The 26,516-nt window shown below is 45.8% G+C and carries 20 protein-coding genes; 14 read left to right on the top strand and 6 right to left on the bottom strand.

From position 1 onward, the window contains the following. Window positions 1–609 (bottom strand): RNA pyrophosphohydrolase, encoded by a 609-nt coding sequence (locus ACO0KZ_RS03160; protein ID WP_422992783.1) that lies wholly within the window; start codon window positions 607–609, stop codon window positions 1–3. A gap of 499 nt (window positions 610–1,108) precedes the next feature. On the opposite strand from ACO0KZ_RS03160, the gene ACO0KZ_RS03155 reads away from it, so the two are divergent. From ACO0KZ_RS03155 to ACO0KZ_RS03145, 3 genes are all read left to right on the top strand, one after another. Continuing rightward, on the top strand, window positions 1,109–2,845 hold the full coding sequence (locus ACO0KZ_RS03155; RefSeq protein ID WP_422992625.1) for a proline--tRNA ligase: 1,737 nt from the start codon (window positions 1,109–1,111) through the stop codon (window positions 2,843–2,845). A gap of 20 nt (window positions 2,846–2,865) precedes the next feature. Next, a complete protein-coding gene (locus ACO0KZ_RS03150; protein ID WP_422992623.1) occupies window positions 2,866–3,498 on the top strand; it encodes a lytic transglycosylase domain-containing protein in 633 nt (210 codons plus the stop codon). 87 nt (window positions 3,499–3,585) lie between these two features. Next, window positions 3,586–4,317, top strand: a complete 732-nt coding sequence (locus ACO0KZ_RS03145) for a hypothetical protein (RefSeq protein ID WP_422992621.1) — start codon at window positions 3,586–3,588, stop codon at window positions 4,315–4,317. A gap of 34 nt (window positions 4,318–4,351) precedes the next feature. On the opposite strand, the gene rlmF is transcribed toward ACO0KZ_RS03145, so the two are convergent. From rlmF to ACO0KZ_RS03125, 4 genes are all read right to left on the bottom strand, one after another. Next, the gene (rlmF, locus tag ACO0KZ_RS03140) at window positions 4,352–5,332 is read right to left on the bottom strand and encodes a 23S rRNA (adenine(1618)-N(6))-methyltransferase RlmF (protein WP_422992619.1); all 981 of its coding nucleotides are present in this window, start codon (window positions 5,330–5,332) and stop codon (window positions 4,352–4,354) included. A gap of 162 nt (window positions 5,333–5,494) precedes the next feature. Beyond that, window positions 5,495–5,902 carry an SWIB/MDM2 domain-containing protein gene (locus ACO0KZ_RS03135; RefSeq protein WP_314862784.1) on the bottom strand — a complete coding sequence of 136 codons (408 nt, stop codon included), beginning with the start codon at window positions 5,900–5,902 and terminating at the stop codon, window positions 5,495–5,497. Between the two features lie 664 nt (window positions 5,903–6,566). Beyond that, complete coding sequence (gene ffh, locus ACO0KZ_RS03130; protein ID WP_422992617.1) at window positions 6,567–7,925, bottom strand: signal recognition particle protein; 1,359 nt, start codon at window positions 7,923–7,925, stop codon at window positions 6,567–6,569. 273 nt (window positions 7,926–8,198) lie between these two features. After that, window positions 8,199–10,361 carry a S46 family peptidase gene (locus ACO0KZ_RS03125; RefSeq protein WP_422992615.1) on the bottom strand — a complete coding sequence of 721 codons (2,163 nt, stop codon included), beginning with the start codon at window positions 10,359–10,361 and terminating at the stop codon, window positions 8,199–8,201. Window positions 10,362–10,728: 367 nt separating this feature from the next. Between ACO0KZ_RS03125 and ACO0KZ_RS03120 the strand changes: the two genes are divergently transcribed. The 11 genes from ACO0KZ_RS03120 to ACO0KZ_RS03070 all read left to right on the top strand — a co-directional run bounded on the left by ACO0KZ_RS03120 (window position 10,729) and on the right by ACO0KZ_RS03070 (window position 25,375). Next, a complete protein-coding gene (locus ACO0KZ_RS03120) occupies window positions 10,729–11,550 on the top strand; it encodes a cytochrome C assembly family protein (protein WP_422992613.1) in 822 nt (273 codons plus the stop codon). Further along, the gene (locus ACO0KZ_RS03115; protein ID WP_422992611.1) at window positions 11,547–11,828 is read left to right on the top strand and encodes a PP0621 family protein; all 282 of its coding nucleotides are present in this window, start codon (window positions 11,547–11,549) and stop codon (window positions 11,826–11,828) included. Before ACO0KZ_RS03120 ends, ACO0KZ_RS03115 begins: the two co-directional genes overlap by 4 nt. Next, window positions 11,829–13,565 carry a two-component system sensor histidine kinase NtrB gene (locus ACO0KZ_RS03110; RefSeq protein ID WP_422992609.1) on the top strand — a complete coding sequence of 579 codons (1,737 nt, stop codon included), beginning with the start codon at window positions 11,829–11,831 and terminating at the stop codon, window positions 13,563–13,565. It abuts the gene before it with no gap. A gap of 22 nt (window positions 13,566–13,587) precedes the next feature. Next, the gene (locus ACO0KZ_RS03105) at window positions 13,588–15,135 is read left to right on the top strand and encodes a sigma-54-dependent transcriptional regulator (protein WP_422992607.1); all 1,548 of its coding nucleotides are present in this window, start codon (window positions 13,588–13,590) and stop codon (window positions 15,133–15,135) included. Then, the gene (gene ampD / locus ACO0KZ_RS03100) at window positions 15,116–15,721 is read left to right on the top strand and encodes a 1,6-anhydro-N-acetylmuramyl-L-alanine amidase AmpD (RefSeq protein WP_422992605.1); all 606 of its coding nucleotides are present in this window, start codon (window positions 15,116–15,118) and stop codon (window positions 15,719–15,721) included. The genes ACO0KZ_RS03105 and ampD overlap by 20 nt, the downstream gene beginning before the upstream one ends. Window positions 15,722–16,409: 688 nt before the next feature. After that, complete coding sequence (locus ACO0KZ_RS03095; protein WP_422992603.1) at window positions 16,410–19,334, top strand: ribonucleoside-diphosphate reductase subunit alpha; 2,925 nt, start codon at window positions 16,410–16,412, stop codon at window positions 19,332–19,334. 155 nt (window positions 19,335–19,489) lie between these two features. Continuing rightward, on the top strand, window positions 19,490–20,686 hold the full coding sequence (locus ACO0KZ_RS03090; protein WP_422992601.1) for a ribonucleotide-diphosphate reductase subunit beta: 1,197 nt from the start codon (window positions 19,490–19,492) through the stop codon (window positions 20,684–20,686). 508 nt (window positions 20,687–21,194) lie between these two features. Continuing rightward, window positions 21,195–22,076 carry a transcriptional regulator gene (locus ACO0KZ_RS03085; protein WP_422992599.1) on the top strand — a complete coding sequence of 294 codons (882 nt, stop codon included), beginning with the start codon at window positions 21,195–21,197 and terminating at the stop codon, window positions 22,074–22,076. A gap of 87 nt (window positions 22,077–22,163) precedes the next feature. Further along, on the top strand, window positions 22,164–22,718 hold the full coding sequence (locus ACO0KZ_RS03080; protein ID WP_422992597.1) for a YggT family protein: 555 nt from the start codon (window positions 22,164–22,166) through the stop codon (window positions 22,716–22,718). Window positions 22,719–22,776: 58 nt separating this feature from the next. Continuing rightward, window positions 22,777–24,228 (top strand): DUF4139 domain-containing protein, encoded by a 1,452-nt coding sequence (locus tag ACO0KZ_RS03075; protein ID WP_422992595.1) that lies wholly within the window; start codon window positions 22,777–22,779, stop codon window positions 24,226–24,228. Window positions 24,229–24,439: 211 nt separating this feature from the next. Then, window positions 24,440–25,375 (top strand): exopolyphosphatase, encoded by a 936-nt coding sequence (locus tag ACO0KZ_RS03070; protein ID WP_422992593.1) that lies wholly within the window; start codon window positions 24,440–24,442, stop codon window positions 25,373–25,375. Between the two features lie 99 nt (window positions 25,376–25,474). Here ACO0KZ_RS03070 and ACO0KZ_RS03065 read toward each other — a convergent pair whose 3' ends face one another. Then, on the bottom strand, window positions 25,475–26,458 hold the full coding sequence (locus tag ACO0KZ_RS03065) for a hypothetical protein (RefSeq protein WP_422992591.1): 984 nt from the start codon (window positions 26,456–26,458) through the stop codon (window positions 25,475–25,477). Window positions 26,459–26,516: the final 58 nt, after the last annotated feature.

The following is a 26,516-nucleotide window of genomic DNA, read 5'->3' as shown; positions in this document are numbered from 1 at the left end:
TCAAGTTTCCTTATCTGGCGTCGATGTGCTGGTACTAGTATCCGCAGCTTCCCTGGTGCTGTTCTGCGCGCTGTCCGGCGGCACTTCTGGCGCTCGCCGCGGCCCACGTTGATGGTAAGTTTTACGTTGACTATCGGGGCGATTAATGAAGCGCGATAACTCTTGCAAAGCCATTTGGTATACACCGCGCTTAAATTCGATCACGGTATCAAGCGGCACCCAATAATCATGCCAACGCCAAGCGTCGAATTCTGGATGCGTACTAGCACGTAAATTCACGTCGCAATCGCGTCCAACCATACGCAGCAAAAACCAGATCTGTTTTTGACCACGGTAATGGCCACGGATTTCACGTTTGATGAAATGATCCGGCACTTCATAGCGCAACCAATCGCGAGTGCGACCGATAATTTTGACATGCTCAGGGAGCAGGCCAGTTTCTTCTTCGAGCTCGCGGAACATCGCTTGTTCCGGCGATTCGCCGTATTTAATGCCGCCTTGTGGAAACTGCCATGAGTGCTCGCGCACCCGCTTGCCCCACCAGACTTCATTATTGGCGTTCAGCATAATAATGCCTACGTTAGGCCTGAAGCCTTCACGATCCAACATGGTATAACCCCAATTATTTCTTGGGAATTCATTCACTATCGTTCAGGTGGGTGCTCTAAGTTTCTTTGTAAATTACTAAAACTAGTCGCGCCAAAAAATCCCCGCACGAATATAAATCGGCGAGAATTTATCTGTCCCTAAACGAATTGTTAATTATTCCCAAACGTGGTCAGGGCTCATTCTTTATTTTAACAGGCGAAGTTTTTAACGCTGAAAACTGGGAATTTTGCGGAAATAACCGTCAAAAATCCGAATTCGGTCGGAAAAAATGCAATTAAGCAGTCGAAACCATCATCAAAAATGCAAAGAGTGAGCGCATGAGCCAGCATATCCTTTAAAATTGAGTTGATTATAACCTAGGACTTCAACAAAAAAGTTCAAGCGTTGTTGTTTCATAAATCATGGCACTCAATGTCTAAGTTCTGCCTGAGTATTCATGCAATGCGCTGGCAACATTTTGATGTCATTCCAAACCTTCATTATTGAAAAGAAATAAGTTATGCGCGCTACACGTTTTTTCATTTCCACTTTAAAAGAAGCTCCAGCTGATGCCGAAATCGTCAGCCATAAATTAATGATGCGCGCTGGGATGATCAAGCGTCTCGGCTCTGGTATTTATAATTACATGCCTATGGGTTTGCGCGTCATCCGTAAAGTTGAAAAAATTGTACGTGAAGAGATGGATCGTTCTGGCGCAATCGAGATGTTGATGCCTGTTGTGCAGCCTGCTGAATTATGGCAAGAAACGGGTCGCTGGCAAAAATACGGCGCAGAACTGATGCGCGTAAAAGACCGTCATGGTCGTGATTTCATTATTCAACCGACTTCGGAAGAAGCGATTACTGACGTTGCGCGACAAGAAATCAAGTCTTATCGCCAGTTGCCGCTGAACTTTTACCATATTCAAACCAAGTTTCGCGACGAGCGTCGTCCACGCTTTGGTCTGATGCGTGGTCGTGAATTTACGATGAAAGATGCTTATTCCTTTGATCGTGACTTAGATGGTCTAAAGAAGTCCTATCAAAACATGTATGACGCCTACGTGCGTATCTTCAATCGCTTTGGTTTGCAGTTCCGCGCGGTGGCAGCTGACAACGGCGCCATCGGCGGCACTGGTTCGCATGAATTCCACGTGATCGCCGAAACCGGTGAAGACGCTTTGGTATATTGCCCGACTTCTGATTACGCCGCCAACATGGAAGCAGCGGAAGCCTTGTCTTTATTTGATGCACGCCAAGCAGCAACACAAGCATTGACGAAAACCGCAACGCCAGGCAAAGCCAAGTGCGAAGATGTGGCTGAGCTCTTGAATATTCCTTTGCAAAACACGGTGAAGTCGATTGTGCTGACGGTAGAAACCGAAGAAAAAGAAAAGATTAGCAAGCAAGTCTGGTTGTTATTATTGCGCGGCGATCACGAATTAAATGAGATCAAAGCGAGTAAAGTACCAGGATTAGCAAACTACCGTTTCGCAACAGAAGATGAAATCGTCGAACACTTTGGCACTAAGCCAGGTTACCTCGGCCCAATTAATACTAAGCTGCCGGTCAAAGTAGTCGCAGATCGCACCGTCGCGATGATGGGCGACTTTGTCTGCGGCGCGAACGAAGAAGATTTCCACTTTACCGGTGCCAACTGGGGACGTGATGTGGCGGAACCACTGGTTGCTGATCTGCGCAATGTGGTCGCTGGTGATCCATCACCAGATGGCAAAGGTGTATTGGCAATCCAACGCGGTATTGAAGTTGGTCACGTATTCCAATTGGGTACCAGTTACTCGGAAGCGATGAAAGCGACTTTCCTCGATGAAAATGGCAAACCACAGACCTTGCAAATGGGCTGCTACGGTATCGGCATTACCCGTATCTTGGGTGCGGCAATTGAGCAAAATTTCGATGACAAAGGCATCATTTGGCCTACCGCGATTGCGCCGTTTGAAGTCGTGATTTGTCCTATGGGCATGGAGAAAAGTCCAGCGGTGAAAGAGCAGGCAGAAAAACTGTATGCAGATCTATTGGCTGCTGGTGTCGACGTGTTGTTGGATGACCGTGACTTACGTCCAGGTTCGATGTTTGCTGATTGGGAATTGATTGGCGTCCCACATCGCGTCGTGATCGGTGATCGTGGCTTAAAAGAAGGCAATCTGGAATACAAAGGTCGCCGCGACGCGGAAGCTAGTAATGTCGCGGTCGCTGATATGTTCAGTTTCCTCACCGCTAAATTGCAGGCGAAGTAATCCCAAGAATGAAGTTCATTTTGAACGCAATAGCGCGAGTTTGTTTCTTTAAAAAACGAGCTCGCGTTTGTCTTCTCGCGCTGCTACTCACTGCACCATCAGTCACGAATGCTGGCAACCAAAAGGAAGAAGCGATAGCCGATTCCGTCAGACTGGCGTTAGCCAAGCTGGTTGCTGACCCACGCCCACCGAAACCGACTTTCGACAAAATAGAAGAGCGTATTAAGTATTTGCATTGGCTTGGTGAAATGTCAGACCGCTTAAAGCGCCGAATTCCCGACAAACAAACCCGCATAGAATTTTTAGAAACAGTGTGGTATGAGTCCAAACGTGCGGGTTTAGATACCGGATTGGTGCTCGGCTTGATGCAAGTCGAATCAGGTTTTAAAAAATACGCAGTATCCATAGTTGGCGCACGAGGCTTCATGCAAGTCATGCCATTCTGGTCGCGCGTGATTGGTGATGGCGATCCGAAGAAGCTATTTCAAATGCAAACGAATCTGCGCTATGGCTGTTCGATTTTGCGCATGTATATCGATATGGAAGGCGGCAATTTGTATTTGGCTTTGGGGCGCTATAACGGTAGTCGCGGCCGGCCGGAATATCCTAATGCGGTACTTGCCAATTGGAAGAATTGGGAATTCAAAGGGTAATCAGGTGTGCTGAATTATTCGCATACAAAAGATTTGATCGCGACCAATAATAAATTGATGACGTATGACTTTCACTGAGGATACTTTATGCCAAACTTCGTAGTGCGTTTGATGATCATGCTTGCACTCTTGCTTCCTTTTTGCAATGTATTTGCAGCAGATAAAGATGTAGAAGCTAAGATAGGGGCAAAGGCTATAGCCATCCCAGTTCCCAAAGATTTTTCCGACCCGTCTTTGATGTTTCCCAAATTGCGTCAATTAGGCGAAGCTATGACGCCGCCCTCAAATCGTCTGCTTGCGTTCTTTATCAGCGATGATGATGCGAAAGCGATGCTGGCACAGGCGGAGCCGCAATTGCATCGTTATTTCCTGGTACAGACTTTGCGTGCTAAAGAAGATTCAACCATGTCAGCACAAGTATTCGCTGGTGTTCGGGATCAACTAAAGAATCAATATAAGAAGATACTAGATGATAATGCTGCGCGCATGCAGTCAGAAATGAATAAGGCGGTTGAGCGTTTAGATCAAAACGGACAAGTCAAGAATATTTCTATGAAATTGGGTGAGTTGCAAGTGCGCGAGGTGATCGATGATGAGAGATTTGTTGCCTTAATCGCCAAGACCTTGGTGCAAGTGATGGTGAGCGGTGAAGCAAAAGAAATTCCTATGGTGCTGGGTTTAACCACCACCATGATAGAAGGAAAAATTGTTTATTTTTTCTCTTATTCTAGGTTCGATTCAGATGAAGATATGAATTGGATTAAGACAAAAAATTTAGAATGGCTAACTTTGTTTTTTTACGCGAATAAAGCGAAATAGAAAACGAGTGCTTTATGTAAGCATTAACTATACTTTACCAACGCATCTTCGCCCAAGCCGCTTGTTGAACTGGATTGAGAAAATTCCAGGCAATAAAGCGGCTTTGTTTTTGTCCTTGCTGCATATCGATCGTTTTGCTTTGTTGAACGTGCGCGCGTTTTAATGCGGCATTGATGGCGGGCAAATTGCTCGCTTTGGATACCAGGCTAGTGAACCAGAAACAGCGCGTCGCAAACAATTGGCTTTCCTGAATCATCTTTTGAATAAAAGCGAGCTCGCCGCCATCGCACCAAAGCTCCGCATGTTGTCCACCGAAATTGAGCTTGCCGGTGTTCTGTGATTGCCCTAAATTCTCCCATTTTCGCTTAGAGCCTTCTCGTGCCTCGTCGGGTGAACTGTGAAAAGGTGGGTTACACATGCTGAAATCAAACCAGTCATCTTCTCCAATAATATTGCGGAAAATAGCGTCATGATTGGTTTGTAGACGTGTTTGAATCCTGCTGGTTAGCTGTGGATTGGCGAGCAAAATGCGATTCAGGTTGGCGATTGATTCAGGGTTGATGTCGGTAGCAGTAAACTTCCAATGATAACAACTGGCACCGATTAAGGGATAAATGCCATTGGCACCCGTGCCGATATCAAGTGCTTGTAAATTGGATTTTTTTGGAATCCTTCCTTGATTGCTAGCGGCCAATAAGTCTGCTAGACAGTGAATATAATCAGCACGACCCGGTACTGGTGGACACAAGTAATCGTCGGGAATACCCCAGGCATTGATTCCATATTGATGCTTAAGCAGGGCCCGGTTCAGCGCTTTGACCGCTTTTGGATTGGCGAAGTCGATACTCAGATCACCGTAAGGATTGGTGTTGACAAAATGGCCCAGCGCGACAGCGCCAGCATCCCGGTCTGCATCGATTAGTGCGGTGAAATCATATTGTCCCTGATGTCGGTTGCGTGGATGGAATTCCGCTTGCGTAGGCTTTTTTTGAGGGTTGTGGCGAGGACTAGACATAAGGGAAATTTGTATAATGCGAGGCAAGTGAGAGAAGCTTGATCGGTTTTAAGATCTTAGCAAACAAAAACGCCCGCGCGATGCGGGCGTTTTTGTTTGGGGTTTGAGTAGTAAAATTTACGACCCAAGAATTGCCCAAAGCAATATAGACATCTGATCCGATTAAGACAGATGACCTGAAATGAGTTTCGTCATTTCAAACATGGAGACTTGTGCTTTTCCACCGAAAACGGCTTTCAACTTGTCATCCGCATTGATATTGCGTTTGTTAGCTTCATCTTGCAGTTTGTGCTTTTTGATGTATTCCCAGATCTTCTTCGTCACTTCAGTACGTGGAATTGGTGCTGCACCGATTACGGCTGCCAATACTGGAGACAAAGTCATAGGCTTCATGAAAGCTGCATTTGGCTTACGCGCTGCTGCTGGCTTTGCTGCTGCTTTAGCTGGTTTTGCGGCAGGTTTAGCTGCTGCTTTTGCTACTGGTTTTTTTGCTGCCGCTGGTTTAGCTGCTGCTTTCGCGGCAGGCTTTGCTGCTGGTTTTGCTGCTGCTTTTTTTGGTGCTGTTGCCATATCGAGGCTCCTTCACAATTGTCTTGGAAAATGCGCCATTTCACGCAGTGCTTATAGTGGTGCTGTTTAGAGAGTGATGCAAGTGTTTTTTTTTGCTTTTTACGAAAAAAGTGTGAGAAATCATGAGAGACGTGGTTTTCAGAGGGAAAAATGTCGTTTTTCCTCTGCAGAGCGGGGGAAATGATGGGTTTGTTGCTGATGAAAATGCTTGGAGAAAAACATAAAAACTAAACCTCTCAACGCGGAGATGCGGAGATGTACAGGAAAAACAGAGGGTGTTTTTTGTGGTAAGTGACGTGGTGTTTGAAGAAGAATTTAGGACTCGATGTAAGCGAGTCAATCAAACTATTTTGGGCTTCACTTCGTTCAGCACCAACCTACAATCTCGGAAGACACTGTGAACATGGTTTTGTTTTGTTCGAAAAAACAGCAAAGCGATTTGCCTGCAGAAATTCAATTATAGGGATACAGCGCTAGGCGCCAAGCAAAGCAATACATTGATATCGAGAGGATGTTGATAAGTCGATTGGACATCCTGGGGAAATAGGCGGCTTTAGAAATTCAATTATGGGGATGCAGTGCAAGGCGCGGTCCACAGCAATACCTATGTATTGCGAGGAGGCGCAACGCCGCAATGCGCCCCAAAATTGGATTTATATGACGCCTATCGCATCATGCCTTTTAAGCCCCGCATCATTTTCATCATACCGCCACCCTTGAGCTTTTTCATCATACTTTGCATTTGATCAAACTGTGCCAGCATGCGATTGACTTCTTGGATCTGCACGCCCGCGCCAGTTGCAATACGACGTTTGCGCGAGGCTTTGATCAGATCAGGTTTGGCGCGTTCTAGTGGTGTCATAGAGTTGATGATGCCTTCCATACGGCGCATTTGTTTCTCGGCGTTGTCCATATTCGCGCCGCTGGCAGCTTGTTGGAACTGTGCTGGGAGTTTATCCATCAGACTGGATAGACTACCCATATTTTTCATTTGAGCTAGTTGGGCTTTGAAGTCGTTCATATCGAACTTACCGCCAACCTTGATCTTTTCTGCCAGCCCTTTGGCGGCTTCAATATCCATGCCTTTTTGCGCGGATTCAACTAAGGCGAGAATATCACCCATGCCAAGAATACGATTCGCCATACGGGTGGCGTCAAAGGCTTCGAGGCCATCAAGCTTCTCTGATACACCGGCAAACTTAATGGGTTTGCCTGTGACATGGCGTACGGATAAAGCCGCGCCACCGCGTGAGTCGCCATCGAGTTTGGTCAGTACCACACCAGTTAATGGCAAGGCATCGTTAAAGGCTTTGGCCGTATTAACCGCATCTTGACCTAACATCGCATCGACGACGAATAAGGTTTCGATAGGTTTGACTGCCGCATGTACAGCCGCGATTTCCTGCATCATAGCTTCATCAATACCAAGGCGACCGGCGGTATCGATAATCAAGACTTCATGATGGTGTTTCTTGGCCCAATCAAGTGCGGCTAAGGCGATGTCGACAGGTTTATCATTTATGGTGCTTGGAAAGAAATCTGCGCCTGCTTGCGCGGTGACAGTTTCTAATTGACCAATCGCTGCAGGACGGTAAACGTCAGCGGAAACAGTCAAGACCTTTTTCTTTTTCTTTTCGCGAAGATATAAAGCCAGCTTACCAACGGTAGTCGTTTTACCTGCACCTTGCAGACCTGCCATCAAAATGATCGCTGGCGGTTGCGTCGCGAAATTTAATTCAGAGGCGCTGTCACCTAAATCTGCTCCGATTAAGGACGCCAATTCTTTTTGTACCACCCCAACCAAAGCTTGACCTGGTGTCAAAGAGCCAATGACATCTTCGCCCATTGCTTTTTCTTTGACGCGGGCAATCAATTCGCGCACAGCAGGTAAAGCGACGTCGGCTTCTAACAGAGCCATACGTACTTCGCGCAGCATCTCGGCGGTATTCGATTCAGTTAAACGCGCTTCGCCGCGCATGGTCTTGACGACTTTGGCGAGACGTTGGGTTAAATTGTCGAGCATAGTAAACCTTCTATTTGTCTTCTTTTTGAGAATGAGTGTGATGCAGAACTACAGCACCAAAGAATTTTTTGTAATCGGATCGCATGGGTTGATCCGATTTAGATAAGCCCGTATTTTACTCGAAATGAGGGCGTTTCCTCAGGTGTATAGCGGGATTTAACGCCAGATTGCCCACTTTTATGGTGCTTGTGTAAAGAAAAAAGCCACGTTGAACTTAATCAACGTGGCTAGTTTACAGCTTTAAACTGACTTGCCGACTTGGAACTGGACAGTTTACTCCGCGCCCATTTCCTTCAACAGGTTGTCTGCCTTATCGACATGTTTCATTTGCCATAACATGTAGCGCAAATCGACTTGGATAGAACGGCTAGACGCTTTGTTGTAATCCCAGTCAGCGATGATGGAATCTAAAGTGCCGTCAAATGCTAGGCCAATGAATTCGCCCTTAGCATTGAGGGCAGCAGAACCAGAATTACCGCCAGTAATATCCAAAGTGGCTAAATAGTTGACTGGTACAGTCTTCAAGATAGGATCAACATATTTACCGAAGTCTTTAGTTTTGATCGCAGCCAATTGATTAGCAGGGGCATTGAATTCACCCGTACCAGTTGCTTTGGCTGTAATGCCCTTAACTGTCGTAAACGCAGTCCAAGTCGTACCATCCGCGCCGAATGGACGACTTGCGACTTTACCGAAAGTCACACGCAAAGTGCTGTTGGCATCTGGGTAGACCGCTTGACCTTTGCTCTTCATGTAAGCGATTTTCGCTTTCATGTAGCTGGCATAGGCTTTTTGCATGTCGCCAGCTGACTCTTGATCCGCGACTTCACGTTTCATGCCTTCGTCAAACATGCCAACAGCCGCTTTAATAAAACTATCGTTGCTGGCTTTGAAATCATCTACAGATTTTTCTAACCAGGAAGCGCGGAAAGCTTTGTCGCCAAACTGGCTGCCAGCATACATTTGATCTAGCAATGCTTTCAGTTGATCCTTGCTCATGCCGTCTTTGATGCCTAAGGCGCTATCGAAGTTGGCATTGCGTTCTGCAGCTGGCGCTGCAGCGTACTTCACCAGACTATTTAAGACCAATGCTTTATCGACTTTTTCATCGTAGCTGCGTTCTACGCCATCAACTGTGGCTTTGAAGCGTGGCAAATCACGATTTTGGAAACCCGCGCGACGTTCTGCGTCTGGTTTGGCTTTTTCATGTGCCAAGCGATACAAAGTACGTGCTGTGCCAAGGAAGCGAGGATATGAGGAAGCTAAAAAGGATTCTTTTTTCGCCGTTGCATCACGCTTTGCGTAAATGGCTTCGATCTTGTCGATGTCCGCAGCGTATTCTGCTTTCGTCTTAGGATTTGAATTGACCCAAGCTTTCAAGTCAGCGTGTTCTTTAGTTTTGCGCTCTAAAATATTGCTACCCGCATAGCTATCCAACATACCTTGACGGTTTTTGTAATAGTTATTGATGCCTGCAACCATGCCAGCGTATTTCAAGTTGGCATCCTTATTGTCTTTAGTTTCATTGGCAATAATTGCCAATGATTCAGCAGAGCCTTTGACGAAATTGGGATACTCAAAATCAAAGGTATAGGAAATTTCAGATGGCAGACGATGACGGTTTGTGCGGCCTGGGTAGCCGAGGACCATCACGAAGTCGCCTTCTTTCAAACCATCTTTCGCCAATTTCAATACATGCTTAGGCACGTAAGGGACATTGTCTTTGCTGTATTCCGCCGGTTTGCCGTCTTTGCTGACATAGGCGCGATAGAAACCGTAATCACCTGTGTGGCGTGGCCACATCCAGTTGTCCGTGTCGCCGCCGAATTTGCCGACGCCTTCCGCTGGTGCATGGACCAAGCGCACGTCTTTGATTTCCATTTGCTTAATCAAATAAAATTCTAGGCCACCGTAAAAGGAAGGAATGCTGCAACGGAAGCCAGCTTCTTTTTCACAAGCGGCGATGATTGTTTTTTGGTTTTTTTCTATGGCATCGACGCGCGCTTTGCCGGTCAACTTGGCAGTATTACTATCAATAATCTTGTCGCTGACATTGGTCACCTCAGTCGTAACGAAGATGCGTGAGCCAGGACCTGCAGGCAATTCTTCTGCCAAGTTTTTGGCCAAGAAGCCGTCCGCGAGTAGATTGCGTTGTGGCGTGGAGTTGCGGGCTACGCTGTCATAGACGCAGTGGTGATTAGTCGCCACCAAGCCTTGTGGGGAAACGAAAGAGGCGGAACAACCACCTAAGCTGACAATCGCTCCCATAGGGAATTCGGTCAATTTAGTCAGCGAATTCGGATCTAATTTAAGACCTGCTGCTTTGAGTTGTTTAGCTACTTGTGGCAACTGTTGTGGCATCCACATACCTTCATCGGCTTGCGCATAGCCGCCGATAAGTGTGAGTGCGGCTAAAGCGAAAAGTGATTTTTTCATTTTAATTCCTGCGAAAAGATAATCTGATTGCCCGGATACAGTTTGCTTAATTTATTTTGCAAATTGAAATGACTGACGGTATTTTGATAAACATTGTGTTTGCAAGTAAGCGGACTGATTCCGAGTGTTTCGCAGTATCCAGAAGCCAATACGCTTAGTCAAGCGCTTGACCCTGTGATTTTGGGTCAAATTTCTTTCTTGTTGTAATTGTGCTTATCTTTGCAAATTATGCCGTCCTCCTAGCACGCCAGATGTTTCTTTGGAGGATTTATTGCTTCGTTAGTGAGTGCTTTGCTTAGATTTTGACTTGTCTCAGAAACTCGACGAAAGCAGGAAAAGAATAGCTGACTTAGTGTAAACTTAATGTATGTTAATGAACTTCTCTTTGGCGGCAGCGTTACTATATGTGATCTGCCCATTTATCCCTGCTAGTCGGCATCTCTTAGGTTTGGGCTTGACTGCGTTGGCTTGGTGTTTGCACGGCTTGGCTCTGGCTTTAAGTGTGCATGAACCCGGTGCGCTACGCATTGGTTTTGCCGTTATGTGGTCATCGGCGATCTGGATTTCAGTTTTGGTCTATCTGGTCGAGAACCGTAATTTTTCTCTGGATGGCTTACGTATTTTGGTATTGCCACAGGCCGCGATCACAGCGGTCATGCCCTTGTTTTTCCCAGGTAGCATAATTGCGCTGGCGTATAAACCCGCTATGTTTCCTTGGCATATCGGCATCGCCTTGCTTGCGTACGGCACGCTGACGGTAGCCGCATTTCATGCCTTAGTCATGTATGTACAAGATTTTCATCTGCATCGCAGACGCGGTGCGCAACGTGGCGCACAAACCCAATCGTGGTTAGAAAAAGCGTTAGATAGGCTGCCCGCTTTGTTGAAGATGGAGCACATATTGTTCTTACTCGTGTCGCTTGGTTTTGTATTCCTGAGTCTGACCGTATTGTCGGGGGTTATTTTTTCTGAGCAATTTCTCGGCGTCGCATTTAAATGGGATCATAAAACTATCTTATCCTTATTGTCTTGGTTGTTGTTTGCCATTTTGCTGATAGGGCGGCATTGGCGCGGTTGGCGCGGTAAGTCAGTATTAAGAATGACGCTGTTTGGTTTCCTGAGTTTATTATTAGCTTATGTCGGTAGCCGTTTTGTGTTGGAAGTATTGTTGCATCGGAGTGTGTTATGAGGCTATTGATGTGGTTGATATTGGCCGCTCTGGTCTATTTCGCGGTCAAGAAAAATCTGCGCGCCAGATCGAACAAGATGAGGTCCGAACAGACTGCTTCAAATGATTGGGCTGACGCGAGCTCGACTTATAGCGCAAACCGGAAAGAGAGCGAAGCGATGCTTAGCTGCGCACATTGCCAGGTTTATTTCCCAGCATCGGAAGTCGTTGTACGCCATCAGAAAAATTTCTGTTGTATCGAACACGCCGATCAGGCGTCCGGCAGTTCTTCAAGCTAAATGATTACATCACAGCATCAAGCTAGTGTTAGCGCGACATTGTGGCGCTCATTGCAGACCCTAAATGCCTCACGTGTTCTGATGGCGCTGGTTTTGTTGATGTTGTTGAATTTTAAGTCACTGCAAGATAGCTGGTCATTTGATGTTAGTTCTTTACGTATTTTGGGTGGTAGTTATCTCTTTATTGCAGTGTTGTTTGTAGTACTCAAAGTGCGTTGGCCGGTGCATTTTTTCTTCCACTTGGTCGCCCAAATTGCGATTGATCTTATCGTTATTTCTACTTTATATGTAGGCACTGGTGGTAGCAAGAGTGGCTTGGTCATTTTGTATTTGTTCCCATTAGCTGGCGCAGGCATTTTGGCACCCATGCTGCTGGCATTGTTTTTTGTGTCCGCGGTCTCTTTATTCATGTTATTAGTGAATACCTATCAAGTCTTACAAAACGATGATAGTCAGTTAATTTCGCGTGCGGGCTTGTATGGCGCTGCTTATTTTGCGGTGGTGTATGTTTTGAACCGCTTGGCAAAAAATTTGATCGGGCAAGAAGAACTGGCAATGCAACGTGGTTTTGAATTAGCCCTGCAGCAGGCCATTAATCGCACGGTGATCGCGGATATGGATGATGGCGTTCTGGTGATAGATCAAGAAGGGCAATTATTTGAATCTAATCCTGCCGCTGACCGTATGCTTGGGGTCAATCCAGAGAATTTTGCTGCTGGGAGTAAGATTCGTTTGGAACAAATCCCCGGTTTGGAACCCATCGCATCAGCTCTCGAGCTTTGGAGTGCTGGTCGTCGCCCTGATAGTACAACCTGGTTGAGAAATGAAGGTGCGTCCTTCGTTGTCCTGAGAAATTTTACCGATGATAAGCACCGGTCATCTGAATATTCATCGTCAGAAGAGGCGCATGAGGCGGTTACCCATCTTAAGTTACGTTTTATTCGTATCGAAGAATATGATTTCGAACATCTCGGTGGCGAGGTCGCTCCCTGTACGATTATTTTTATCCAGAATGTGTCGGATATAGAGAATCAGGCGCAACAATTAAAGTTGGCGTCGATGGGGCGCCTGACCGCGAGTATCGCGCATGAAGTACGTAATCCCTTATCTTCGATTTCTTATGCTGCCTCATTATTAGGTGAAGACGTGCATAACGAAGTTCAATCGAAACGTCTACTGAAGATTGTGGATGATAATGTCACGCGTTTAAATCAATTGATTGAAGATATTTTAAAGCTGTCGCGCAAAGCGCAAATGAACTTGCGACCTATTTTGTTGATGGACGCGTTACGCGAAATTGTGCAGGAGTTTGTTGAAACGCGCGGTATTTCCGATCAAATTATTCATGTCACTGATACAGGTCGGTTTCATATCGTGTTTGATCCAGGTCATTTGCACGAGGTTGTCACGAATTTATTATCTAACGCACTGCGTTACGCCAGCAATAAACCGGGCAGTATTCGCCTGATTATCAAGATATCGTCTGGCAACCGGCGAGAGTTACACATACAAGATGATGGACCGGGTATTTCTTCATCAGTCCGGGCGCATTTATTTGAACCATTTTACACGACGTCGAGTAAGGGCACGGGTTTAGGGCTCTATATGGCTCGCGAACTTTGCTTGAATAATCACGCTTTATTGGACTATGAATATAGAAATGATGAAACAGCGAGCTTTGGCATTGAACCCGGCGGCCGTTTTGTGATTAACTTTTCGTCTAATGAAAAATCATGAATGAGAAAGTAAGAGTGTAGTCATGGATAATTCCGGTAACGCAGGTTCGGCAAGAATTCTGGTCATCGATGACGAAGCGCATTTGCGTGAGCTATTAGAGATCACTTTGATAAAGATGGGATTGGAGGTTGATAGTGCGGAGTCACTGGAAGCTGCTCGTCGTTACTTAAACAAGCATAGTTATTCTTTGATTTTGACAGATATGCGACTACCGGACGGCTCTGGCCTGGAAATGGTAGAAGAAGTTAATGTACGTTATAAGAATACACCAATCGCAGTGATTACTGCATTTGGCAGTACTGATAATGCGGTGGTCGCCTTGAAAGCCGGCGCATTTGATTACGTATCTAAGCCTGTCGCCTTAGATCAATTACGCAAATTAGTCCGTTCGGCCTTACAAATACAAAATGTGAAGCCAGTCGAAGAGGTGGCTATCGTGGCTACCAAGCCTTCCAGTCCTTCTTTCTTAATTGGTCAATCGAGTGAGATTCAGCAGGTCAGGTCTCAAATAAGTCGTTTGGCGCGCAGTATGGCACCCGTCATTATTACCGGCGAGTCAGGCAGTGGTAAAGAATTGGCCGCCCGCGAGATTCACAGAAGTAGCCCTCGTGCTGAAAGAGCTTTTGTTGCAGTCAATTGTGGTGCGATCCCAGAAATGTTAATGGAGGCCGAATTTTTCGGCTACCGTAAAGGTGCTTTTACAGGCGCGAACGACGACAGAGATGGTTTCTTTCAAGCAGCGAATGGCGGTACTCTGATGCTTGATGAGGTTGCGGATTTGCCACTAGCGATGCAGGTAAAATTATTGCGCGCAATTCAAGAACGTAGAGTGCGTAAAGTGGGTGCAACTTCCGAGGAACCTGTGGATGTCAGGATTTTGAGTGCAACCCACCAGAATTTGGAAAGCTGCGTCAGTGCAGGAAAATTCCGGCAAGATCTTTATTATCGTTTGAACGTTATTGAGTTGGTCTTGCCGCCACTGCGCCAGCGTTTGAGCGACGTGCCCGAGCTGGCAAAAAGTATTTTATTGAAGCTGGCCAGTCCTGGATATCTGATCACATTGAACCAACAGGCAATGGCTGCGCTCCAGCAATATGATTTTCCGGGCAATGTACGTGAGTTAGAAAATATTTTGGAACGTGCAGCCGCTTTTGCCAATGATGGTTGTATCGATGTGATAGACCTTGGATTACGATCTGTCGCGCGTCACGAAATGAAACCGACAGCAACGCCAGTAGCTGAAGTGCAGGAATTACAAGAACACTCGTCAATCGAACGGCATCCAGAACTGAGTAACTTAGATGAAATTGCATTAGTAGATACTGCTAACTTCGTCGACGAACACAATTCGGATTTGCCTGCGCCGACAGCTGAATCGGTATTTCTGGCGCCAGCTTTGCCATGTAGTTTGCCGCAATATCTTGAGCGAATAGAGTCCGAAGTTATTCGCAGCGCTTTAAAGCAAACGAGAAATAATCGCACTCAGGCCGCCGAATTGTTGGGTGTCAGCTTCCGCCAATTACGTTACTCAATTCAAAAATTGAAGATTAATGATGTTGAGCCGGATTAATCCATTCGTATTGCCGCCGACTCAAGCAGATGCTTGGGAAATGGATGGACAGGGTTGGTGCTTGCAAGTTCAGCAGCTAGTTTCCCCCAATTTTGGTAAGCGTCCAGAGCAGATGGCGATTTCCATGCTGGTGATTCATAATATTAGTCTGCCTGTCGGGCAATTCGGTAATAACTATATAGAAGAGCTGTTTCAAAACACGCTCAATTGTGACGCCCATACAAGTTTTGCTAGCCTAAGAGACTTGCGTGTTTCTAGCCATTTTTTAATATTGCGTGATGGGCGCGTACAACAGTTTGTGTCTGTACTCGATCGTGCGTGGCATGCAGGCCTATCTCATTTTCAAGGACGAGACGGATGCAATGATTTTTCTATAGGCATAGAGTTGGAAGGTTGCGATAGTCAACCGTTCGAGGATGCTCAATACATGAGCCTGCTTAAACTTAGTCAGGCTTTGTTACGTCATTCCCCGATTGAACATATCGTTGGACACGAAGAGATTGCACCGGGACGCAAAACAGATCCAGGCCCTTATTTTGATTGGGCTCGTTTTCAGCAGGCCTTGGGTGCATGGCGTATTACGTAATTGATATAAATGCTAGTGTCGATTCGTGCTGTTCTTATGATGTTTGAAAATCGAGGTCTTTGGTTTTCTCCAACCACACTTCCTACAATTTAACTTCGTCAGCCAAATTATTTTCATTAGTCTTGGCCCTAGCGTTCTTCTCCGTATTTTTTCGTTAAAGAATAAATACTCTTCAAAAAATTTCCGCTGAGATCACATGTGCACAAAGAATTAGCAAGCCATGTTAGTAGTCACTCACGTGCAAATCCGCATTCTTTTGTCGACTGTGTAATGTCAAACAGAACTGCACAAAATCAATGAAATAAAACTAGTCTAACTTTTAAAAAGCGGTTGCGTACTTGCAGTCGAGACACTAGAATTAGTGCAAATAAAAATAAACGCACTAGATATAGTGTTTTTTGGAAAGTTTCCGAAAATTATTTTTTTAGCGTTTTACCGTTTGATACGCTTGAATGACTGAGAAAAATAAATGGTTTGGCGCTTTTAAAGGCGCTCAGACCGAACTGTAGGATTCACTTACTTTGCTCATATCAAATTGGTCGTTCAAGTTTTGTGCATCATCAATGAATTGCAGCACCGCATTAAACCAGCATCAGCATCGCATTACATGATCAGCAGCAAAATCAGCAGAAAAAATCGCAAATTTATATTTAATTTACATTAATAAGACCCTGAACCTGGAGGCGAAATGCACTCTTCACTAGAAATATCCCCAGCAACACCTTTTGACTCAAATTTTGCTCATGCCGGCACATCTGCACAAGTGCAGGCGCAGCCTACGGCTGGATTTGGCGATTATCGTATTATTCGCCGCAACGGTGCGGTTGTTGGGTTTGAACCATCAAAAATTTCTATCGCGGTAACGAAGGCATTTTTAGCCGTGAACGGTGGTCAAGGTGCTGCATCTGCGAGAATTCGTGAGTTGGTAGAGCAGCTCACATCTACTGTGGTGAATGCATTGATGCGCCGTCAACCGAATGGTGGCACGTTTCACATTGAAGATATTCAAGACCAGGTTGAATTGGCGTTGATGCGTTCAGGTGAACATGATGTGGCACGCGCCTATGTTTTGTACCGTGCCAAACGTATGGAAGAGCGTCGTCAACAGTTGGAAGCGCAGGCTGCTGGCAAGCCAGACGCCGCTGTGCCACAAATTCATGTGATCGTTGATGGCCGTCCGCAGGTGTTGGAGATCGCACAAGTTCGTGCCTTAATTAAAGCAGCTTGTGTAGGTTTAGAAAAATTAGTCGATTCAGAAGCGATCCTGATCGAGACGCTCAAAAATCTGTACGACGGCGTACCCGTCGAAGAATTACATAAGTCTGCTATTTTGGCAGCACGTGCGATGATGGAAAAAGAGCCAGCGTATAGTCAGGTGACTGCACGTTTGCTGTTGCATACAGTGCGTAAAGAAGTGTTCGGTAAAGAAGTCGCGCAAAAAGACGCCGCTGAAGAATATGGTGAATACTTCCCTAAATTTGTCAAAAAAGGCATTGAAGCTGGATTGCTGGACGCCAAATTAGCGCAATTTGATTTGAAGAAAATGGCAAATGCGTTGGTCGCAGACCGCGATTTGCAATTTGGTTACATCGGTTTGCAAACTTTATATGACCGTTATTTCTTGCACATCCGCGATATCCGCATCGAAATGCCGCAGGCTTTCTACATGCGTGTGGCTATGGGTTTGGCCTTGAATGAAATCGACCGCGAAGCGCGCGCGATTGAATTCTACAATTTGTTGTCTTCATTTGATTTCATGAGTTCCACGCCTACCCTATTTAATAGTGGTACACAGCGTTCGCAATTATCTTCTTGCTACCTGACGACAGTGGCGGATGACCTCGACGGCATCTATGAAGCGATCAAAGAAAACGCGCTGTTAGCGAAATATGCGGGTGGCTTGGGTAACGATTGGACGCCAGTTCGTTCTTTGGGTGCGCATATCAAGGGCACGAACGGTAAATCACAAGGTGTGGTGCCATTCTTGAAAGTAGTCAACGATACCGCAGTTGCAGTCAATCAGGGCGGTAAACGTAAAGGCGCGGTCTGCGCTTACCTCGAAACTTGGCACATGGACGTCGAAGAGTTCTTGGAACTCCGTAAGAACACTGGTGATGATCGCCGCCGCACGCACGATATGAATACGTCCAACTGGATTCCAGATTTATTCATGAAGCGCGTGATGGAGAAGGGTGACTGGACTTTGTTCTCGCCATCAGATGTACCTGATCTGCACGACAAGTTTGGTAAATCGTTTGAAGAAGCCTACACCGCATACGAAGCAAAAGCGGCGAGTGGCGAAATCAAGCTGTCCAAAAAGGTTGCGGCCCTAGATTTATGGCGCAAGATGCTGTCTATGTTGTTTGAAACAGGTCATCCATGGATCACATTTAAAGATCCTTGTAACATTCGCTCGCCACAACAACACGTGGGCGTAGTTCATAGTTCCAACTTGTGTACAGAAATTACACTCAATACGAATGACAGCGAGATCGCCGTATGTAATTTGGGTTCTGTGAACATGCCAGCGCATATGAAAGATGGCAAGTTGGATCACGACAAACTCAAGCGTACCATCACGACAGCGATGCGCATGCTCGATAACGTGATTGATATTAATTACTACGCGGTGAAAAAAGCACGTGATTCGAACTTGCGCCACCGTCCGGTTGGTCTCGGTATTATGGGCTTCCAAGATTGTTTGCACATGATGCGTATTCCATATGCATCGATGGATGCAGTGCAGTTTGCCGACACGTCTATGGAAGCAGTGTGCTATTACGCTTATCTGGCATCGAGTGAATTGGCGAAAGAACGCGGCCGTTATAGTTCTTACACTGGCTCATTATGGGATCGCGGCATTCTGCCACAAGATTCTGTGAAGTTGTTAGCAGAAGAGCGTGGTGGTTATTTAGAAGTTGATAGTTCGGAAACGATGAATTGGTCTATCGTGCGTGATCATATTAAGCAATATGGCATGCGTAACTCCAACTGCGTAGCGATCGCACCGACCGCGACTATCTCGAATATTATTGGTGTTGCCGCTTGTATTGAACCTACTTACCAAAACTTGTACGTGAAATCGAACTTGTCCGGTGAGTTCACGGAGATCAATGAGCATTTGGTGCGTGATTTGAAAGACTATGGTTTGTGGGATGACGTCATGATCTCCGACTTGAAATACTTCGATGGTAGTTTAGCGAAGATCGATCGCATTCCTGAGGATTTGCGCGAACTGTATGCAACTGCATTTGAAGTTAGCCCGACCTGGTTGGTGGAAGCAGCTTCCCGTCGTCAAAAATGGATAGATCAGGCTCAGTCTTTGAATATCTATATGGCAGGTGCATCCGGTAAGAAATTGGATGAAACTTATAAGTTGGCGTGGTTGCGTGGTTTGAAAACGACCTACTACCTGCGTACAATAGGTGCGACCCATACCGAGAAATCGACTAGTAAGACAGGCGCATTGAATGCCGTAGCTGTTGACGGTGGCAATAGTGGATATTCTGCCGGCCCAGAAGTGGCAGCAGCATCTGCTATCGAGGCAGACGGCGCAGCTTGCTATTTGCGTCCAGGCGATCAAGGTTTCGAAGAGTGCGAAGCTTGCCAATAAATGTAATGTTTGGTCTCTGTGCTGTACCTGCGCAGAGATCGAATCTGTTTAATTTATTCAGCTTGTTCATTTTCTTGGCGCTTTTTTCGTTTTACGCTTAAACGTATTAACTAATAAGCGCCAACTCATCAACAGTACATAGTAAGGAAAATCACATGCTTTCATGGGATGATGAAGTAGCTCCAGCCGCGCCAGCACCACGACCAGTTGCGCAGCCCAGTGCACAAACACAAACCGCGTTTGACCAGTATCAAACGCGTATGCAAACCCAAGACGTCGCTTTGAATCCTGCTTTGGTGACCAAACCAACGGTCGTGACACCAGAAGAAATTGGTCGTCGTGTGAATGCAGCGGACAAGCGTATCATCAACGGCCAAACGGACGTGAATCAGTTAGTCCCATTCAAATATAAATGGGCTTGGGATAAATATTTGGCAGGTTGCGCGAATCATTGGATGCCACAAGAGATTAATATGCAGCGCGATATCGAGCTCTGGAAAAATCCAAATGGCTTGACTGAAGACGAACGTCGTTTGGTTAAACGTAATCTTGGATTCTTCGTTACTGCTGATTCTTTGGCAGCAAATAATATTGTGCTCGGTACCTATCGTCACATCACAGCGCCAGAATGCCGTCAGTATTTACTGCGTCAGGCGTTTGAAGAAGCCATCCATACGCATGCATACCAGTATATCGTTGAGTCACTCGGTTTGGATGAAGCTGAGATTTTTAATGCGTATAACGAAGTCGAGTCGATACGTGATAAAGATCAGTTCTTGATTCCATTTATCGATGTGCTGACAAACCCGGAATTCAAGACGGGCACTATCGAAGCGGATCAAACGCTATTGCGCTCGCTGATCGTTTTTGCATGTTTGATGGAAGGACTTTTCTTCTACGTCGGCTTCACACAAATTCTTGCGCTCGGTCGTCAGAATAAAATGATGGGTGCTGCTGAACAATACCAGTACATCTTGCGTGATGAATCGATGCACTGCAATTTCGGAATCGATTTGATCAACACAATCAAAATGGAGAACCCACATTTGTGGACCGCAGAATTTCGCGATGAAATTAAATCGTTGTTTTTACGTGCGGTAGAGTTGGAATATCGTTACGCAGAGGATACAATGCCGCGAGGAGTACTAGGCTTGAATGCGCCAATGTTTAAAGGTTATTTGCGATTCATCGCAAATCGACGCGCACAACAAATCGGTCTCGATGTTTTGTTCCCACATGAAGAAAATCCTTTCCCGTGGATGAGCGAAATGATCGATCTGAAAAAAGAGCGGAACTTCTTTGAGACCCGTGTCATCGAATATCAAACAGGTGGTGCTCTCAACTGGGAATAAATTTTTTGTAGTCGAAAGTGTTCAAGACAAGAAATCGTAAAGACAGTAAAATGCGACCAAAGTGATTGAACAAGAAAGGCTTCACAAAACTGAATGAACTTTTTTAGACTCATTCGATGTGGTAGGTTTAAATAGCGCGACCCCGGCGAGGCTGGGTGTTGCGCTTTTGTGTTTGGAAATTTTGCAAACTGGATTTCTAGTCCGAATATCACGTGTAAGCTGATTTAAGCATTAAATAGTAGAGAATTCCGACGCTAGTTTTTACAAGTAGCGTTTTGGCTGTTGTCATAAATCGTTAAGGTCTGCCTGTCATTAAGAATAAAAAGGGGCAAACGACAAAGCCATATGACCATCTTATTAGCCTGTGGGAGTTAATATGAGGTCGGTGCCGAATTCATTAGCGCAACCAGAATTCATGTTTGTGCCGATGAATAATCCGCTTACCAGAAAGCGAGCGGATTTTAACTTTAATCTGATTTTTTTCCGACTAACGTGAAGGAGAAACAAAATGGCAACAGCACCAGAAGCCAAGAAAGCAGCAGCTAAGCCTGCGGCGAAACCGGCGGCAAAGAAAGCAGCAGCGAAACCTGCAGCGAAAAAAGTAGCAGCTAAACCAGCAGCTAAACCAGCGGCTAAACCAGCAGCTAAACCAGCGGCTAAACCAGCAGCAAAGCCAGCAGCTAAAAAAGCAGCAGCTAAACCAGCGGCAAAGCCAGCAGCTAAAAAAGCAGCGGCTAAGCCAGCAGCTAAAAAAGCAGCAGCTAAGCCAGCAGCTAAACCAGCGGCAAAGCCAGCAGCTAAAAAAGTAGCAGCTAAACCAGCGGCAAAGCCAGCAGCTAAAAAAGCAGCAGCTAAACCAGCGGCAAAGCCAGCAGCTAAAAAAGCAGCAGCTAAACCAGCGGCAAAGCCAGCAGCTAAAAAAGCAGCGGCTAAACCAGCGGCAAAGCCAGCAGTTAAAAAAGCAGCAGCTAAGCCAGCGGCAAAGCCAGCAGCTAAAAAAGTAGCAGCTAAACCAGCGGCAAAGCCAGCAGCTAAAAAAGCAGCAGCTAAGCCAGCAGCTAAACCAGCAGCTAAAAAGGTAGCAGTTAAGCCAGCGGCTAAACCAGCAGCGAAGCCAGCGGCAAAACCAGCAGCCAAGCCAGCGGCAAAACCAGCAGCGAAGCCAGTAGCGAAGCCAGCGGCAAAACCAGCAGCGAAGCCAGCAGCAAAAAAAGCGGCGGCTAAGCCAGCCGCAAAAAAGGCCGCAGCAAAACCAGCAGCGAAAAAAGCAGCAGCTAAACCAGCGGCAGCTAAACCAGCCGCAGTAGCAGCACCGGCTCCAGCAGAAGCAAAGACAGTTGTCAGCCCAACGGCAGCTTGGCCTTTCCCAACTGGAACTCGTCCAGCGTAATATTCTTACTTGGACGCCTGGTTTTATTCAGGCACAATACCCACTGTGTGTTAATCACCCAGTGGGTTTTTTTTTGAGGACATATACATGTTGTTTGAAATGTTTAGCTTCGTTATCGAAATCGTCGCCGGTATTTTCGCTGGATTCTTGTTGTTACGGTTTTGGATGCAAGCCTTAAGAATTCGTCCTCCTAGTTCGCTAGGGCAGGCCATTTTTCAAATAACTGATTGGTTGGTAAAACCGATTCGACGTCTCGTACCTGGATTTCTTGGATTAGATTGGGCAAGTTTAATTGCGGCCTTCCTTGTATCCGTTTTGTCTTTTATGCTGGAGTCGCTCTTTAGTGGACAATTTAATGTCGCATTAATACTGTTATTGTCGGTGGTTCGTCTACTGCAATGGATTATCTATGGCTTGATGGCGCTCTTGGTGTTTGAGGCTATATTGAGTTTCGTTAACCCTTACGCACCATTGGCACCTGTTATTAGAGCTTTGAATCAGCCCTTATTAGCGCCTTTACGCCGTCTTATTCCTCCTGTCGGGAACATAGATTTCTCCCCATTAGTCGCTTTAATCGTATTACAGCTATTGAGTCGTCTACTTATTTCCTTGGTGCCGCGTTTATATATGTATGTGGTGTAGTTGCGAATTATTGCCGAGCTAGCACCGTCTTTGTCGTGAACTCTCAGTAAGGATTTCTATGTATTGTCCATCTTCTTGTATTTCTCTATTGCTCGCTATGAGCGCAGCCACTAGCCTCCCACTGTATGCACAGGAAGTCGAGCAACGAACAGGCTTAGCTGATCAGCGTGAAGTTGCGGTGACTATCTATAACGAGAATCTGGCCTTGGTTAAAGATACTCGTAAGCTAAGTTTAAAGCGTGGCGTGTCGAGCCTGGCGTTTCGTGATGTCAGTGCCAGAATGCGCCCAGAGACAGCCTTATTGCGTAGCATTTCAGCGCCTGGTAGTTTGTCGGTGCAAGAGCAAAATTTCGATTTCGATCTGCTGACCCCTCAGAAGTTATTGGAAAAGTATGTAGGTCAGAGCGTCAATATTATTCGCACGAATCCTGCTACCGGTGTCGAAACAAGCGAAGTCGCTCAGGTACTGGCAGCGAACGATGGCGTGGTTTTGAAGATAGGCAATCGTATAGAAACTGGCTTACCTGGCCGGATTGTTTATAACGATGTGCCAAGCAATTTACGTGACCGACCGACGCTGGTCATGTCGCTTAACAACACCAACAATGCGCCGCAAGACGTCGAATTGAGTTATCTGACTGGCGGCTTGGCTTGGAAAGCCGACTATGTGGTTGAGCTCAATTCTGCTGAAGATAAGTTGGATATTTCAGGCTGGGTCACTTTAACTAATACTAGCGGTGCCAGTTATCGGAACGCCAAGTTACAGTTGGTGGCAGGTGATGTGAATCAGGTTAAAGAAAGAGTCGTGGTGACTGGTTCGAGCGTAAGGGCGATGGCGGCAGCGCCGCTTGCGAAGATGGATAATATGGCAGAAGAATCCTTGTTCGAGTACCACTTATACACTTTGAACCGCCCAACCACGATTGCCGAAAATCAAACTAAACAAGTGTCTTTGCTCAATGCCTCCGCGGTACCTGCACGTAAAGAGTTCTTACTGAAAGGTGCTGATTACTACTATCAAGGTAGTTACGGCGATCTGGGTCAGAAAATGAAGATCGGTGCCTTTATTGAGTTTGAAAATAAAGAAAGCTCACAGCTCGGCATGCCTTTGCCTAAAGGTGTGATCCGCGTGTACAAGAAAGATAGCAATGGTAACGCACAGTTTATCGGCGAAGATAGTGTCGATCACACACCTAAAAATGAGAAAGTAAGACTTAAATTAGGTGATGCTTTTGACGTCACCGCTGATAAGAAACAAACAGACTTTAAGAAAATGGCAAGCTCTTCCAAGTACGTTTATATCTTTGAGAGCGCTTATGAGATTACCTTGAAAAATGCGAAGAAAGAAGCGGTCACTGTGACAGTGCAAGAGCCTATGCCAGGCGATTGGCAGATATTGAGTTCTAGTCACCCGTATGTAAAAGGTGCGAGCAATACCGCGGTGTGGAAAATTAACGTGCCGGCAGAAGGTAGCACTAAATTGGTGTATCGTAGCCAGGTTCGTTATTAAAAAATAAGCGTAAGAACTGCGATCATCTATTTTGTTGGAATAGTTTGCTCTATCGTGATCGTCGTGATCGCAGAGTTGATTGTAAAAACCTCCATAGAAATTGATGGAGGTTTTTTTATACTATTTTTTGTTTCATTTTCTTTGCAATAGTTGTCGAAATCCTGAAAGCTTTGAGTTAGACTAGAAACTCCTTCTTGCATAGAGGTGTGAAATGTCTGCGGAATCTAAATATCGTTTAATTACACGTAGTGATTTTGATGGTTTGGTTTGTGCCGTTTTACTCAAACATCTGAATTTGATCGATGACATCAAGTTTGTTCATCCTAAAGATATGCAAGACGGTAAGGTCGAGGTCAATGAAAAAGACATTACGACCAATTTGCCGTATGTACATGGCGTGCACCTAGCATTTGACCACCACTTCTCCGAGACCTTGCGCAACCCTGGAGAGCGGACTAATCATATTATCCATCCAGAAGCACCCTCTGCTGCACGAGTGGTGTACGACCATTATGGTGGTCATTCCGCTTTTCCGGCTGATTGGGATGAGATGATGGCGGCCGTCGATAAAGGCGATGCAGCTCAGTTTAACCGGGAAGAAGTACTGAACCCCGAAAAATGGGATTTATTAAATTTCTTAATGGATGCGCGTACGGGTTTAGGGCGTTTCCGTGAATTTCGCATTTCTAATTACAACTTGATGATGGATTTGATTGATTATTGTCGTAATCATCGTATTGAACAGATCATGGAACTTCCCGACGTTAAGGAGCGGGTAGAGATCTACCAAGAACATGCGGCAAAATGCAAAGAACAAATTCAACGTTGTTCCCAATTACACGGTAATCTGGTGGTACTCGATTTACGTAATGAAGAGGTGATTTTTGCAGGTAATCGCTTTGTTATCTATGCGATGTATCCCGAAATTAATATCTCTATCCATGTCTTATGGGGATTGAAACAGCAGAATACGGTTTTCGCGACTGGTAAATCGATATTGAATCGTAGTTCAAAAACCAATATTGGTGCCTTGATGCTGGAATATGGCGGCGGTGGTCACGAGAATGCAGGTACCTGCCAGGTCGATAATGATAAAGCGGAACAAATCTTGGCGACTTTAATACAGCGTATCAATCAAGATGGTTAAGTGTCGACAGCGGTGCAGTTGGAAAATTACCTTAGACTAAACAAAAGAGACTGTTCTTGAACAGTCTCTTTTGTTTGTAGCCTGTGATATCGCCAAAAATCACAGTTTCGCCAGAGCCTTTGCCCCTTTCAAACTACAGCCACTTTGCGGAAATGGGCGCTGCGCTTGTTCCGGATCAAATGCGACTAAAGCAGCTTTGGCCAACTCTAGATCTTTCGCGAATTCTCTCAAGTGACGAGTGCGTTCTTCCCCGTTCCATTCTGCGTCTGAAAAACTCTTTAAAGTATAGTTCTTACTGACATGTGCGACGCCTTCCATGCGCGCTATCAAAGCACGATCCGGATCGATATTTTCTTTGAGTAGATAGCCGTCTATGTCGCGTAAGCTCATAGGGAAAGCGGCTTGATTATCTCTTAGTAGATTGCCCGCCGCACTCAGGCGGATTTCACTGCGTCCGAGTGGCAAAACCTCATTAAAATTGAGTAGTGCAAATGGCGCGGCTTTGGCATCATCTAATCTCGCATTGACAATGTAGCGTCCGGCTTGCTGTACGTCGATCGGCAGATAAAAGACTAAGTTACCATTTTCAATGACTTCACGAATCTTACCCGCCCAGATTGCTGGTAATTCAGGTGAATAGATCACATCAAAATACACAACACCGACTTGCCCATTGACAGTGAAATTAACCTCGGTACGTATCGTTCCATTAAACCCAGCAAAGCCATTACTGCCTGGACTAAGTGTGCCGCCTGCTATGCCGTCGTTCGGGATAAGGTCACCATCGCGACCATTGTCGGCTAATGCCATTGGGATTTGAGTGGGGGCCGGATGATTATTGAAATTCAGTCCAGAAGCGACCGCGCGATTAACGAAAACCGGTATCATTTGCAGATCTTTATCGAGCGCTTGTATGCTGAAAGTGACCGATTCACGTGCAGCCATATAGACCCGCGACTGACTGGTCGAAATCTGAATTGATGAATTGCTGCTGCCATCTTTATTGCGCATGGCATGCGATTCCTTTACTGCCTGATTGGGATAAACTTGGTCAGGATGCTCTGAGATTGGTCGCGAACTCAAGGGATATTTGCTACTCTCACGATAGCTGCATAAGGTGTGATCCACTTCCTCTAATTGG

The organism is Undibacterium sp. Di24W, assembly GCF_049340325.1.
In the GTDB taxonomy this organism is placed as follows: domain Bacteria; phylum Pseudomonadota; class Gammaproteobacteria; order Burkholderiales; family Burkholderiaceae_D; genus Undibacterium.
This window is presented reverse-complemented; position numbering and strand designations above follow the sequence as displayed.